At 43.1% G+C, this 13,700-nt stretch carries 18 protein-coding genes; 13 read left to right on the forward strand and 5 right to left on the reverse strand.

The genetic code is table 11. The annotated features are described in order from the left end of the window. The first annotated feature begins 47 nt into the window (after window positions 1-47). The 4 genes from AB8P51_RS10080 to AB8P51_RS10095 all read left to right on the forward strand — a co-directional run bounded on the left by AB8P51_RS10080 (window position 48) and on the right by AB8P51_RS10095 (window position 2,553). Window positions 48-743 carry an SIMPL domain-containing protein gene (locus AB8P51_RS10080; protein WP_369748705.1) on the forward strand — a complete coding sequence of 232 codons (696 nt, stop codon included), beginning with the start codon at window positions 48-50 and terminating at the stop codon, window positions 741-743. A 61-nt stretch (window positions 744-804) separates the two neighbouring features. After that, window positions 805-1,272 carry an SRPBCC domain-containing protein gene (locus AB8P51_RS10085; RefSeq protein ID WP_369748706.1) on the forward strand — a complete coding sequence of 156 codons (468 nt, stop codon included), beginning with the start codon at window positions 805-807 and terminating at the stop codon, window positions 1,270-1,272. A 159-nt stretch (window positions 1,273-1,431) separates the two neighbouring features. After that, window positions 1,432-1,998 carry a cupin domain-containing protein gene (locus tag AB8P51_RS10090; RefSeq protein WP_369748707.1) on the forward strand — a complete coding sequence of 189 codons (567 nt, stop codon included), beginning with the start codon at window positions 1,432-1,434 and terminating at the stop codon, window positions 1,996-1,998. A gap of 69 nt (window positions 1,999-2,067) precedes the next feature. Next, the gene (locus AB8P51_RS10095; protein ID WP_369748708.1) at window positions 2,068-2,553 is read left to right on the forward strand and encodes a hypothetical protein; all 486 of its coding nucleotides are present in this window, start codon (window positions 2,068-2,070) and stop codon (window positions 2,551-2,553) included. 49 nt (window positions 2,554-2,602) lie between these two features. Here the strand turns inward: AB8P51_RS10095 and AB8P51_RS10100 are convergent, their stop codons facing one another. Further along, window positions 2,603-2,755, reverse strand: coding sequence for a hypothetical protein (locus AB8P51_RS10100; RefSeq protein WP_369748709.1), 153 nt, complete (start codon window positions 2,753-2,755; stop codon window positions 2,603-2,605). Between the two features lie 348 nt (window positions 2,756-3,103). Next, entirely contained in the window at window positions 3,104-3,322 is a 219-nt protein-coding gene (locus AB8P51_RS10105) for a hypothetical protein (protein ID WP_369748710.1), read from the reverse strand. Window positions 3,323-3,589: 267 nt separating this feature from the next. Here AB8P51_RS10105 and AB8P51_RS10110 point away from each other — a divergent pair, with 267 nt between their 5' ends. Beyond that, complete coding sequence (locus AB8P51_RS10110) at window positions 3,590-5,101, forward strand: serine hydrolase domain-containing protein (protein WP_369748711.1); 1,512 nt, start codon at window positions 3,590-3,592, stop codon at window positions 5,099-5,101. A gap of 476 nt (window positions 5,102-5,577) precedes the next feature. On the opposite strand, the gene AB8P51_RS10115 is transcribed toward AB8P51_RS10110, so the two are convergent. Continuing rightward, window positions 5,578-5,796, reverse strand: a complete 219-nt coding sequence (locus AB8P51_RS10115; protein ID WP_369748710.1) for a hypothetical protein — start codon at window positions 5,794-5,796, stop codon at window positions 5,578-5,580. A 359-nt stretch (window positions 5,797-6,155) separates the two neighbouring features. Between AB8P51_RS10115 and mscL the strand changes: the two genes are divergently transcribed. From mscL to AB8P51_RS10155, 8 genes are all read left to right on the forward strand, one after another. Next, a complete protein-coding gene (mscL, locus tag AB8P51_RS10120) occupies window positions 6,156-6,605 on the forward strand; it encodes a large conductance mechanosensitive channel protein MscL (protein ID WP_369748712.1) in 450 nt (149 codons plus the stop codon). A gap of 39 nt (window positions 6,606-6,644) precedes the next feature. Continuing rightward, a complete protein-coding gene (locus AB8P51_RS10125) occupies window positions 6,645-7,433 on the forward strand; it encodes a DUF6090 family protein (RefSeq protein WP_369748713.1) in 789 nt (262 codons plus the stop codon). Beyond that, window positions 7,430-8,239 (forward strand): DUF6090 family protein, encoded by an 810-nt coding sequence (locus tag AB8P51_RS10130; RefSeq protein ID WP_369748714.1) that lies wholly within the window; start codon window positions 7,430-7,432, stop codon window positions 8,237-8,239. The genes AB8P51_RS10125 and AB8P51_RS10130 overlap by 4 nt, the downstream gene beginning before the upstream one ends. 108 nt (window positions 8,240-8,347) lie before the next feature. Further along, entirely contained in the window at window positions 8,348-8,662 is a 315-nt protein-coding gene (locus tag AB8P51_RS10135) for a GIY-YIG nuclease family protein (protein ID WP_369748715.1), read from the forward strand. Between the two features lie 94 nt (window positions 8,663-8,756). Then, a complete protein-coding gene (locus tag AB8P51_RS10140; RefSeq protein WP_369748716.1) occupies window positions 8,757-9,470 on the forward strand; it encodes a hypothetical protein in 714 nt (237 codons plus the stop codon). Continuing rightward, window positions 9,467-10,282: a DUF6090 family protein gene (locus AB8P51_RS10145; RefSeq protein ID WP_369748717.1), complete on the forward strand. Its 816-nt coding sequence runs from the start codon at window positions 9,467-9,469 to the stop codon at window positions 10,280-10,282. The genes AB8P51_RS10140 and AB8P51_RS10145 overlap by 4 nt, the downstream gene beginning before the upstream one ends. Before the next feature lie 116 nt (window positions 10,283-10,398). Beyond that, window positions 10,399-11,124, forward strand: coding sequence for a DUF6090 family protein (locus AB8P51_RS10150; protein ID WP_369748718.1), 726 nt, complete (start codon window positions 10,399-10,401; stop codon window positions 11,122-11,124). Between the two features lie 72 nt (window positions 11,125-11,196). Further along, on the forward strand, window positions 11,197-12,321 hold the full coding sequence (locus tag AB8P51_RS10155; RefSeq protein WP_369748719.1) for a Gfo/Idh/MocA family protein: 1,125 nt from the start codon (window positions 11,197-11,199) through the stop codon (window positions 12,319-12,321). Here AB8P51_RS10155 and AB8P51_RS10160 read toward each other — a convergent pair. Beyond that, complete coding sequence (locus AB8P51_RS10160) at window positions 12,291-12,584, reverse strand: hypothetical protein (RefSeq protein WP_369748720.1); 294 nt, start codon at window positions 12,582-12,584, stop codon at window positions 12,291-12,293. The genes AB8P51_RS10155 and AB8P51_RS10160 overlap by 31 nt on opposite strands. A 20-nt stretch (window positions 12,585-12,604) precedes the next feature. Beyond that, window positions 12,605-13,474: a universal stress protein gene (locus tag AB8P51_RS10165; RefSeq protein WP_369748721.1), complete on the reverse strand. Its 870-nt coding sequence runs from the start codon at window positions 13,472-13,474 to the stop codon at window positions 12,605-12,607. Between the last annotated feature and the right edge of the window lie 226 nt (window positions 13,475-13,700).

The raw sequence follows: 13,700 nt of genomic DNA on the forward strand, positions 1-13,700 counted from the left end.
AAGAATTAAGTACATTAGATGTATATAAATCAGTACCCTATCACGCCATGAAAAACAGCTTATTTTTTTTATTTTTCTTCCTTACTACCCTGGCTATTGCGCAGCATTCCCAATCAGAACTTGAGGTTACAGGAACTGCCCAGCTGGCCATTGCCCCTGATACCGGCGTACTGAATATGACGCTAAGTGCGGTAGAAATGCAGTTCGGGGATGCCATCAACGGCTTAGGCAATCAGACAGAGGACATCAAAGCACAAATCCGGAAAATGGGTTTTTCGGAAGACGCCATCTTTACGGATAATTTCCAGGTGCGAAAAAACATCAAATACAGGAACAATCAACAGATAGACAGTGGTTATATCGCCACCCAGCAACTGCACCTCGATTTTGAGAATACGGTAGATAATATCCGCAAGATCCTGCGTCAATTCTCCTCCGGGGCAACAGAATTCGACCTTAATTTTAGTTTTAAAATCTCAGATCCCCTAAAGGAAACCGTTCAGGACCGTCTGATACAACTGGCCACCGAAGACGCTTTTAGAAAGGCCGGGGTTATCGTGAAGGCTGCAGGAACAGAATTAAAGAAGGTGACCCGTATTCAGTACGGGAATTCCTATAATGCACCTATCAGGACCGAACGGGCGATGATGAGCTTAGAAGCCGATGCAATGAAAGTGGACGGATTTACGCCAAGCGACCTGGTTTACAATGCCACTATACAGGTGGTATGGGCCATAGAATAGTCAGACAACGCACACCACCTTCTTAAAAAGACGTATTTTTAATTGAACAGACTAAACCCATATGATTTTGGAAAGTCATCAGAAAACGTCGGAGAAAGCCCGTGGTTATAGCATTTACCACGATCTTAGTATTGCAGCTTCGCCTGAAGCCGTATTTAAGGCGGTTTCTTTACCTGAACACCTGGTAAACTGGTGGCCTCGCAGATGCAATGGCACTCCCTCTAAGGGAAGTACATACAATTTCTATTTTACTCCTGAGTACGACTGGTACGGGGAAGTGAGTCAGTGCGAGCCAAACACCCTTTTTAGTATTAAAATGACCCGTTCGGATGCCGATTGGGACCCTACCAGCTTTGGTTTTGAGATCGAAGAGTCCGGCGACGGTGTCAGGCTCCATTTTTTCCACAAAGACTGGCCTGCTTGCAATGCTCACTTTAAAACCGCCTCCTTTTGCTGGGCCATGTTGTTAAACGGACTTAAAATGTACCTGGAAAAAGGGATCATCCTCCCATTTGAGGAGCGGAGTTAAAAATACCATCAATTCTACAGGCTGAAGGTGCCCGGGAATACCTTGTTAAACGTCTGAAAATAAAGAGATCTTCCTTTGTAAAAGTGATTCCGGAATCACATACATTTATATAGCTTTAATCAGAAGTACTTTACGATTTCCACTTCAATCATATTTCAAATGAAACGCAACCAGTTTCTCGCAACTGCCCTCAGTATAGGGGCATTGCCTTTTGTTAGTTTGTCTGCAACCGCCTGCCAGAGTCAGAGTACCAGAACAGGATTCAAAGTAAAAGCCGGGGAAGCCAGGCTTTATGGACGCATTACCCTGAAAGGGGTGAACCACAACATTATGGACCTAAAAGTATCAGGAAAAGATTCCGGAGGGGGCATGACCATCTTTCAGCAAACATCCATCTCTCAGGGAATGGGCACACCACTGCACATCCACCACTATCAGGATGAAGTGTTTTATGTCATTGAGGGCGCTTATCGGTTTCAGGTAGGAAAAGCGTACTTCAATCTAGAAAAAGGGGAGCATATCTTTCTTCCGAAGACCGTGCCACATGCCTGGACACAGGTATCCAAAACAGGAAAAATGAATGTGTTGTTCCAGCCTGCGGGCAAAATGGAAGAGTTTTTTCTGATGATGGCCGGACTCGACCATGAACCTGACATGGCAGAGATCGATAAGATCTTTTCCGATTGCGAAATGAGTGTGGTAGGTCCGCCTCTGACATTAAACTAGTAAGTGGTTGAGTCCTTTGGTTTTAAAGCCTTGCATTTTATCAGTATCTTGGAGATATAAAATGAGCAGATGAAGCTGCTATTTGAGAAACCACATTACTTTTTTTTTCCGGCAAGCCTGATATTGATTGCTTTGGGTTTTATTATACCGTTGGTCAATTTTGATTTTAACATCCGTGACACCTATGTAGTAGTTCAGCACCGATGGGTCTTTCATTTGCTTGCTTTGTTCGGGTTTTTAATTGCCCTGGTTTACTGGGTAATGTACAGAACGGGGAAAAAGCTTCGCTATCGATTAAATGCCCTTCATGTGGGCACTTCCCTTATAGGTCCGATACTGATTTTTCTTTGCACCCTTTTTTACAAGCAGGTATTGCCTTTGAATCCTTCAGGGGAAAACAGCATGGATCTGGAAATGCTGGAGGTCTATCAGCATAACAATTCGGTGAGTATGGTGATCCTGGCCCTCTTGACGATTACGCTGGTAGTGCAACTGGTCTTTCCGGCGAATGTGCTGATGGCTTTTATGGGGAAGGTAGATTCTACTAAGGGCTAATTCCAAATTCAACATCTGTTCTCCCTTAGGCGCAAAACAAGCATAATACCTATTTAGCTGGTGAGTCCAGGTCGAGCACATTTGTCTGGTCGAGCGGCTTTGTCTGGTCGAGCGCCTGCCTGCCTCTGGCATGGGAGTCGAGACTTGGTTGAGCATTACCAAGTTCAAAATATATCTTAAAGGAAGTTCCTTTGCGTAGCAAAACGAGATAGGGTCATGGCAGCGAACAAGTCACATCGCGACACCCATACATAGATGTGAGGTAATGAAGGTTTTCAGAAATAATGGTGTGGCCAGCGGAAGTGCGTTTCGTGAAACGAAAAAGAGCATGCAGCGATAGCCACGCCATGATTTTGTGCCCGCTGATATTTATCAGGGCTTAAAGGGCACAAAAATTTCCTAAAACCTTCTTGATATTTTATGTTCATTTTGCATCAAGGTAAAATGAACAAAAGAATTAAAGGAATCCCTATCTGGAATCTTCAAGATATAAAGAGATTATAAAAATGGAGAAATATTTGATTGAGCCATAGCGAGATGGCAATAAGAATTACGCCAGTTTAGAAGCACTCTTCTTTGTCTTAAAAGACAATTCCTTTTTGATTCTGCTATTCTTAAAACGGTAAAGACGAGCAACGCTGTTCTCTTTAGCAGTCTCAGTAACGATCTCTTTCTTCGCAGTTTCAACCTTTACCTCAGCAGTATTTTCCTGAGCCTGGGCAGCGAAGCTGATAAAGAAGATAAAGAAGATGGTTACTAGCGTTTTCATGTCATGCGTTTTATATATATAAAACGCAGTAACAGGCCCTTCAACCCCTTACCGTTCGCTGAAAAACCCTTATTTTTCGGTATCTGGCAAGAACTTGGGTAAAGTGCAAAAAATCATCGGTGAACGTCACAAAGTCTAAAATCCGCTTACCGAAAAAAGGGGTCGTTTATCGGTAGGTTCCATCCCTTATCCTGCTATAATTTCCCTAAAAAGAGCTATCTTTTATGCTTATAAACCAAAAACAACAACTCCTAGACACCATCAAACATGAAAACATCCTCCAACCTCCAACAACGCCCCTCGTACTTCCAACTTCAAACCTCCTACTTCCCACTTCGCCCCTCCTACCTCACACTTCTCCCCTTCCTTTTCCTCCTTTTCCTGTTCCCAAACTCAGTGCTGTCGCAAAACGAAGAAAAAAAAGACTATTCCGAGGCCTTTAATCTTATCGAGGTCTGGCTCGACGCCCAAAAAGATTTCGATAAACTGCCCGGTATCTCAGCGGCTGTAATCGAAGACCAGGAGGTACTCTGGTCAGGGGCCTTCGGACAAGCCAATAAGTCTCAGCCCGTCCCCATGACTGCTGAGACCCTCTGCAGCATCTGCTCTATCTCTAAACTCTTTACGGCAGTGTCTATCATGACCCTCTACGAGGAAGGGAAACTCCGCCTCGACGATCCCATAGAAAGCCTGTTGCCCAATTACGACCTGAAACAGCAATTCCCCGAAAGCGGCCCCATCACCGTCCGCAGCCTGCTCACCCATTCCTCAGGCCTGCCGAGGGAGGCCAATGCACCATACTGGACAGGACCCGACTTCCCATTTCCTACCCAGGAAGAGGTAAACAGCGGCCTGAAGGAACAAGAGACCCTCTACCCCGCCTCCACCTATTATCAGTACAGTAACCTGGCCCTAACGCTTCTGGGGGAGATCATAGAAGAGGTATCCGGCCAGACCTATGACGACTATGTACAGGAACACATCCTCACGCCCCTCCAAATGGGGAATACCCGTACCGAACTGCCCGAAAACCTCTACGGCAGCTCCCTGGCAATAGGATACAGTGCGCTCGACCGCGAAGGGGAACGACCTAAGGTTAATTTCTTCCAGGCCAAAGGAATCAAAGCCGCAGCCGGTTTTTCATCCAATGTACTCGACCTGGGGAAATTTGCTTCCTGGCAGTTTCGCCTGCGGGATACCACCACGGCTGAGATTTTAAAGCCAGCGACCCTAAAACTCATGCAACAGGTACACTTTATGGATCCCAACTGGCGCAGCAGCTGGGGCCTGGGCTTTGTAGTGTACAAAGGCGCCAGTGGCAGTACATGGGTAGGCCACGGAGGATCATGTCCCGGTTACCGCTCTACCCTACAACTCGATTTAAAGAATAAACGCGCTTATGCCGTGATGATCAACGCCGGTGGCACAAACCCCAATAGATACAGCAGCGGGATATACGGCATCCTCAACAAGGTGAAATCAGGAAAAAAAGCCGATACCGATATCAAATTCGAAGACTACACAGGCTATTACGACGCACGTCCCTGGGGCAGTGAGGAGTATATCGGGAGCTGGGAAGGGCAGCTGATGATGATCAACCTCCCCTCAAGGACACCGGCAGACAATATCACCCTGTACAAACATATAGAAGGGGACACCTTCAGGCGAGTACGCGATGACGGGGAACTGGGAGAGACCGTGGTCTTTGAACGCAACTCAGAAGGCAAGGTTTACCGCTATACCCAGCACGGGAACTACGTTTATATAATGAAATCCTGAGTCGGGTTAAACAGGGTTTGTCTGGTCGAGCGTCACTTGTCAGGTCGAGCGCCTGCCTGCCTCTGGCATGGGAGTCGAGACCTATTTTATTACCCAGATGCATGCCATATCTCCACTTCCATACATAGATGTGAGGTAATGAAGGTTTTCAGAAATAATGGTGTGGCCAGCGGAAGTGCGTTTCGTAAAACGAAAAAGAGCATGCAGCGATAGCCACGCCATGATTTTGTGCCCGCTGATATTTATCAGGACTTAAAGGGCGCAAAAATTTCCTAAAACCTTCTTGATGTTTTATGTTCATTTTATTCATGTGATATCTATTGTTTTTTATAGGTATTCATCAATACTGCGCATTTGGCATCAAGGTAAAATGAACAAAAGAATTAAAGGAATCCCTATCTGGAATCTTCAAGATATAAAGAGATTATAAAAATGGAGAAATATCAGATTGAGCCTTAGCGAGACGGAAATAAGAATTATGCCAGTTTAGAAGCACTCTTCTTAGTCTTAAAAGACAATTCCTTTTTGATTCTGCTATTCTTAAAACGGTAAAGACGGGCAACGCTGTTCTCTTTAGCAGTCTCAGTAACGATCTCCTTCTTTGCAGTTTCAACCTTTACCTCAGCAGTATTTTCCTGAGCCTGGGCAGCGAAGCTGATAAAGAAGATAAAGAAGATAGTTACTAGCGTTTTCATGTCTTGCGTTTTATATATATAAAACGCAGTAACAGGCCCTTCAACCCCTTACCGTTCGCTGAAAAACCCTTATTTTTCGGTATCTGGCAAGAACTTGGGTAAAGTGCAAAAAATCATCGGTGAACGTCACAAACCCCAAAAACCGCTTACCGAAAAAAGGGGTCGTTTATCGGCAGATCATCCTTTTAAAAATGCCATTTTAAAGCACTATTCCCATGTTTTATGATGCCATCTCCACCTAGAACCGCTAAATAGACTGAGAATTTCCTACATTTAATTCCGTGTATTTCATTGACCGGAATCCATCATTTAATAAAGACTAACTAATCAAAGAGAAAAAATTAAAATCAGACAGACCTATGGAATTTAAGCTTCTGGAAGAATTCAAGGAATTTGCCGTAAAGGGAAACATGATAGACATCGCCATAGGGGTAATCATCGGTACGGCTTTTAATAAGGTAGTTGATGTACTGGTGAAGGAAATCTTCCTTCCGCCCCTCTCCTTCTTAACCGATGGCATCAACTGGGAAAATAAAAAATGGGTGATTCGGGAGGCTGTGGTCACTGATGGGGTAGCCAACCCCGAGCAGATCGCCATAGGCTATGGGAAACTTATCGAAGCCTCCTTTGATTTTATTATTATTGGCTTTACCGTCTTCCTGGTGGTAAAGTTTATGAATGCGCTGCGGAACCAGGCCCAGGATCCTAAAGATGTAAAAGTATCCACTCCCAAAGACATAGAGTTGTTAAACCGTATCGCAGAACTTATGGAAAAACAAATTGAACTTACAGAGAAGAAGAAGTCTTGATTCCGGATCTAAAACCACCTAACCAACATAAACCACTACATGATCAAATTTTTCAGACGAATACGCCAAAGACTCCTAGCTGAAAACAAAGTGAGCCGTTACTTACTCTATGCGATCGGAGAGATCATCCTGGTGGTCATCGGTATACTCATCGCTCTGCAGATCAATAATTGGAATGAGGAACAAATTGCCAAAAGGGTTGAGCATAATTTTCTTGAAAACCTCTTGCTCGATCTTGAGAAAGATGAAGAAAAACTACAGTTCTATGAAAAATTTTATACCAAACGGATAGAATACCTGGATACCTTACTTACCTATGTCCGCAATCCCAATAAGAATATGGAATTGCAAAAATTTTCGATGTATGTGGAACCGATCTTCTATACGATAAACCCCATCAGCAATGCCACTACCTTTGAAGCCGCAAAAACTTCAGGAACATTCAACAATTTTAGTCAGGAAGAAATATTAAAGGACCTGTCTCAGTACAATGCCGATTTTGTGATTTTGGAATACGCCTTTAATTCCATACTCAGGTTTGTAGAAAATCATTTTGAACCGCTGATGTACACCCTCCCGGAGGATTACATGAACGAAGACACCGGAAATCTGGTCATCAATGAGGTAGATGTTAAGGATTTCTATGCTAAGATAGCCTCTATCAAGGATTACCGAAATTTAGATACAGATCATAAAAATATTTTAAGAAACCCGAAAATGGAGAATTACCTAATAGGGGATATGGGAAGAAGTTATAATGCCTTGGGAAAGATAGCGTCCAGACAAGAGCAACTAAAAGCGCTTAAAGAAAAAATAGCCTCCTTATGATCAAATTTTTCAGACACATCCGCCAGCGCATGCTCAGCGAGAACAAATTTTCAAAATACCTTCTCTATGCCATAGGCGAGATCTTATTGGTGGTCATCGGTATACTGATCGCCCTGCAGATCAACAACTGGAAGGAAGAACAGGCCGAACGCCGGGAGGAAACGGCCATCCTCCATCAATTACACACCGAGTTTACCAGCAATCTCAAACAACTCGATGAAAAAATAGAGGTAAAAATGGATTTGATCGAGGCCGTTAAAAAGCTTTTTCAACTAATCGATCATCCCCCCCTTCGCCAAAAAGATAGTGTGGACCGACTTTTAGGTTTGACCATCCCATACTCTACTTTCGATCCTATAGTAAGTGATCTGGCGAGCTCAGGGAGTTTGCGTCTTATCCAAAGTGATAGCCTGAAACTGCTACTCTCCCTCTGGACCTCCGATGTGGTTAGTGTACAGGAAGATGATCTGGGCTGGAAAAAAATCCGAAATGAACTGTATACTCCCTTTTTAATAGAACACTATCAGCTCAGAACCATAAGGCAGGTAGCCATAGAATCTGGATTGATAAAAAATTACCTCATCGAGGCCGGGAATCAGCAAACGGAAGTGCTCGATGAAAGTATCGGACTGTCTAGACACAAGGCAGACATCAATTTACTGCTCGACCATCCAAATTTTGAAGACCTGCTAGAAAGGGCCATATCCACCAACCGATTTGCCCTTTCCCAGTCCCAGATCCTGAGAAAACGCATCCTGGAAATTATGGCCCTCCTAGAATGGGAACTGCAGATCAACCAACATTAGAACCCACCAATCATGATTAAATTCTTTGGACAAATCCGAGATAATCTCTTTCTTGAAAACAGCACGCTGTCATTCCTGCGAAGGCAGGAATCCAATTAGAATAGAATAATGCATAAAAATGTTCATCAATACTATTTATACATACTCTCAAATAAGTATAATGGAACATTGTATATTGGAGTTACAAACAATCTAGAACGTAGGATGTTTGAGCATAAAAATAAACTTATTGAAGGTTTTACAAAAAAGTATAGTCTTGACCGATTGGTCTATTTTGAAACTTTTCAATATGTTAATGATGCCATACAGCGAGAAAAAAACATGAAAAAATGGAAGCGTCAATGGAAAATAAATGCAATTGAAAAAGAAAATCCCAATTGGGAAGATCTATCTAGTGATTGGCCTAATCTTAAAGAAGTCTAAAACTAACTTATAAGTGGATTCCTGCCTTCGCAGGAATGACAGAATATTTTATATGATGATCAAATTCTTTCGCCAAATACGCCAATCACTAATTATGGAAAACAAATCCTCCAAATACATTAAATACGCCATTGGCGAGATCATCCTTGTCGCCATAGGTATATTAATAGCACTACAAGTCAATAATTGGAACGAAAATCGACAATTAAGAAAATTAGAGAAAGCCAGTATCACAGCACTTTTCAGTGAATTCAATTCAAACAAGTCGGCTATGGAAAGTTGTAAATATTTAATCTCTGATATGAGATTGTATGGTGACAGTATTCGGATGCAACTCGGACCCCAAAAATCAAATTTAGAAATTGAACAAGTGAATCACTGGTTTGGGGAAATAGGTTTTACGAGAAGATGTGAAATTTCGACAGACGTTTTAAATTCTGGAAATATAAATATCATTTCCAACCCGGAGATTAGAAGAAAGATAAGTAAATGGTCTTCTGTATTAAAGGATCTTGAGAGGGAGGAAAATGAATGGGCACAACAGTTTTCAAGTACAATTACTTCATATTTAAACAAATGGATACAATGGGATGACGTGGATTATAATACGGATTCACGTGATGACCCACGCTATTTCAAATCGCGTTTCTCTATAGATCCAAGAGTAGTTCTACAACAGGTAGAATTTTCCAACATCATGAATAACCATTACTGGAGAATCAAGAGAACTGAAGAGCGAACAATATCTCTCTTACAACAAACAGAAGAAGTTATAGAACTTATGCAAGAAGAATTAGATAAGCAATGATCAAATTCTTCCGTCAAATACGATACAGTCTTATGAGTGAAAACCCAACCTCTGCTAAAGCTCCGGCTGGCTCGAAAACAGGAAAGTATTTGAAATACGCCATAGGCGAGATCTTACTGGTCGTCATCGGTATCCTAATTGCTCTGCAGATCAACAATTGGAATGAAGAAAGAAAAGACAGAAGGCAAGAAACCGAACTATTAATTCAATTGCAATCCGAATTTCGCAGCAATCTGGAGCAGTTAGATGAAAAGATCGAAATGAGAAATGAAATGATTTCTGCTTCCTTAAAATTGTTCGATTATATAGATCACCCCGATAAACGGAATAGGGATAGTATCTTGAAGTATATCGGACAGACCATTCTTGCCCCGACATTTGACCCTATTGTGAATGATGTGGCAAGTTCAGGCAGAATACAATTCCTGCAAAATCCTGAATTAAAGGAAAAATTATCCCGCTGGACAAGTGAAATCATTCAGGTGACAGAAGAAGAAGTTGAGTGGCGTGACCGAAGAGGGGATTATACTGCGGAATTAATTGAGCATAGTTCTTATAGAAACATCCTTAGTTCCTATTGGAGAAATGGTGTCATAGAATCCATACTTTTAGATCGAGATGCAAATACAGATTTTCTTTTACAAGATTCTAAAAAAAGTAATGACCTGTCCGCTCTTTTAGATCATTCTAATTTTGAAGATTATATAGCCACTTGTGCAACATTCAGCAAGCTTACCAATAGCCAGTCCCTGATTTTAAGAAATAGAATTGATGAAATTCTAAACCTGATAGACCAGGAATTGAAAAAATAAATGATGATTAAATTCTTCCGACAAATTTGTAAAAAATTCTCCTTCAAAGAGGGAAACCCACCCCTATATCCCCTCCCGGGAGGGGACAAAGGGGTGGGTGAAATTCATACAAACCTATGATCAAATTCTTCCGTAAAATCAGATTCAATCTCATGGAAACAGGAAATACATCCAAATACCTAAAATATGCTATCGGGGAGATCATCCTGGTGGTAATTGGTATTCTGATCGCCCTGCAGATCAACAACTGGAATGAAGGCAGGAAAGAAGCTAAAATGGCCAGAAACTACCTTATCGGAATTAAAAACGACCTGACAAAAGACAATGCCCTTTTAGACAGCCTGATACAAACCTTTGCCAATGAGATCAGCCTTATTAATGAGATGGATAAAAGCTTTGAAGATCCTGTTTACGAAGGAGAAACCTACAAAAGTCTCTTTATGGCTCCAGACACCTCCCTAATGAAGCATATATTCTACCGGGGAATCTCCTTCAGACCCATCACGGCCACCTATACTTCCATGATCGCCGACGGCCGGTCCGGCCTGATCAAAAACAGGGAACTCTTCGAAGGCATTCAGGAAATCTACGACGAACGCCATTCCCGGATGGCCAGTGTATACGAATCCTTTAAACCCAGTGAAAACAGAATCCACTGGACATACGGGTACGAAAAGAAAAACTGGACTTATAAGGATCTGCTGGCTTCCAGAGAGAAAAAAATCTTTATAGATCTCTTTAATTTTGTTGAGGCCAAATATTTCTACACCCAGCATTTGTACAACCTGAGGGAAAAAAACAAGGAATTGATTGCATTGATTGAACAGGAAACCAAAGAATAATATGCTTAATTTATTCTCGTAAATCAGATATTTAAAATGCACATTGCGCTCATCCCGGTCATAAAATTCAGAATGTCATTTACCTTTTTGATGATTCTGTTCTTCTCCTTACAGGGATACGCACAGGAAGAACCGCTGAAAATTGGGGTAGTCGGACTTACACATACCCACGTGCACTGGATACTGGGCCGGGAAGACCGGGGCGATATTGAGATCGTGGGTATTGTTGAACCCAACCGCGACCTGGCAAGTAGGTATGCCACACAACACAACTTCCCCATGAGCCTGGTCTATGATACCATGGAGGAAATGATCTCAGCGACCCGCCCCGAAGCCGTAACCGCCTTTGGGACCATTTATGAACACCTGCAGGTGGTGGAGACCTGCGCGCCCCTGGGCATCCATGTAATGGTGGAAAAACCCCTGGCAGTAAGCCTCGATCACGCCGTTAAAATGCAGGCCCTGGCCAAAAAACACAACATCCATTTACTTACCAATTACGAAACCACCTGGTACCCTTCTAACCACAAAGCCTACGCCCTTTTAAAATCAGGAAAAATAGGCGATCTCCGCAAGGTGGTGGTCCGGGACGGACACAGAGGCCCTAAAAAAATCGGGGTTAACAGTGAATTCCTGGAATGGCTTACAGACCCTGTACAAAATGGCGGAGGGGCCCTGATGGATTTTGGCTGCTATGGGGCCAACCTGCTCACCTGGCTGCAGGAAGGAACAAGGCCTGAAACGGTTACTGCCATTGTACAACAGCAGCAAAAAGAGAACAATCCCCTTGTAGATGACGATGCTACCATCATCCTCACCTATCCGCAGAGCAATGCCATTATACAGGCCTCATGGAACTGGCCCATGGGAAGGAAAGACATGGAAATCTATGGCCTTACTGGTGCCTTGTATGCCGATAACCGCCACGACCTTCGCATGCGGCTTGCCGAGGGCTATGATGGATTTCAGGAAGAAAAATATCACCTGGAGGAAAGGCATCCTCCCTATGATGATCCCTTTGCGTTGTTTGCAGCGGTGATCAGGGGGGAGATTACACTCCCTCCCTATGCCCTCTCCACCCTGGAGAACAATATGGTGGTCATGGAAATCCTCGAAGCCGCCAGGGAAAGTGCCACAACCAAAAGAACGGTCGTTCTAAGTGATTTCTACAATTCCAGGAGGAAATCGGGGCAGTAAACAGGGATTATAAAAAACACAAACCCTAAAAACAGCAGTGCCCAGAGCACCCACATCAGCAGTGGATAGGTAATTAATTCCCCTTTCGACGAAGGACGCAGCGAATGCGCTATCAGGCCGTGGATCCCAAGGCTGAGTGCCAAAAAATCTATGCTCGCGGTAGCTATCAGAAAGGTTTTGGAATACGAATCTTTTGAAACAAAGAGATAAATCCCCAGGGCGATGGCAATGACAATAACGATCCTGAATATTCTTCTGGCCATTTTAAATGGATTTTAAGTTGTTAAAAATGGAATATCCCGTAGTTCTTTGCATTAAAACACATCAGAGGCACCCGGCCATAGCCTTCCATCCGTTTTACCATGTCCCTGTGGAATAGCTGAGAAGCAAGGCTCTTGTGTTCCCTTTCCAGCATGGCAATAATATCGGCATTGGCCTTGCCCAGGTAGAGCTTCAGGTCGGTAAATACATCCTCGGAAGACAGGAAGTCGAATTCCATCGGACTGTACTCAATATGCTTTCTGAGCTTTTCCTCAAGAAGTTTTTTCTGTACTTCGGTAATTGCCCGTTGAGGGTTGGATAAATGCACGATCCTGATTTTAGCCTTAAATGGCTTTGCAAATTCCGTTAGTTTATCAATGGCCCCCAAATCCTCCTCTTCAAAATCGGTGGCATACACAATGGTCCTGATCCGGGGATCGCTCGCATCCGCAGGGATACTTAAGACCGGGCAGGGTGATTTCTCAAGCAGGTGTTTGGTGGTATTGCCCATAATTACCTCCCGCAGGGCGCTGCCCCCCTTCATCCCGGTTATGATCATAAAGGCTTCAGCCTCTTTGGCCTTGCTTACGATAGCGTCTTCAACCGACTTGCTTTCAATAGCTTCGGTCTCAATGTTCAGGGCATCCACTTCTCCGTGTAAGGTCGATTTGCAAAATTCCTGCAGTTTTGCATTGTGCTTTTTAAACGCGTCCCCTTCTATATCAGGAAAAGGGTCTTCGGCCTTAAAGTTTAAATGGTCTAAGAGGGTGGGATAATCAAAAACGTGAATGACCAGTAGACGGGCCTTTAATTTTGAACTCAGGGCATAGGCATATTTCAGGGCAGCAGATGAGTTTTTTGAATAGTCTGTGGCGTATAGTATTGTTTTCATTTGAGTGCTGTTTTTATAGAATAACACCCAAAATTACTTCCCCTGAAAAAGGTGAACAATGATTTTAATCACCCCAAGTGATTTCTGTAACAGGTCATTTGGAAGTGATAAATTCCTCCATATACTGTAGTCGTGAATTCCCGACCGGATTTTTCCATGCCGGTATTCAAAAATGGGCAAATAAATGATTATATTAATAAGTGGAATTCTTATCAGCACCATGGCC

Origin of the sequence: Muriicola sp. SD30, from assembly GCF_041205185.1 — a bacterium.
Lineage (GTDB): Bacteria > Bacteroidota > Bacteroidia > Flavobacteriales > Flavobacteriaceae > Muriicola.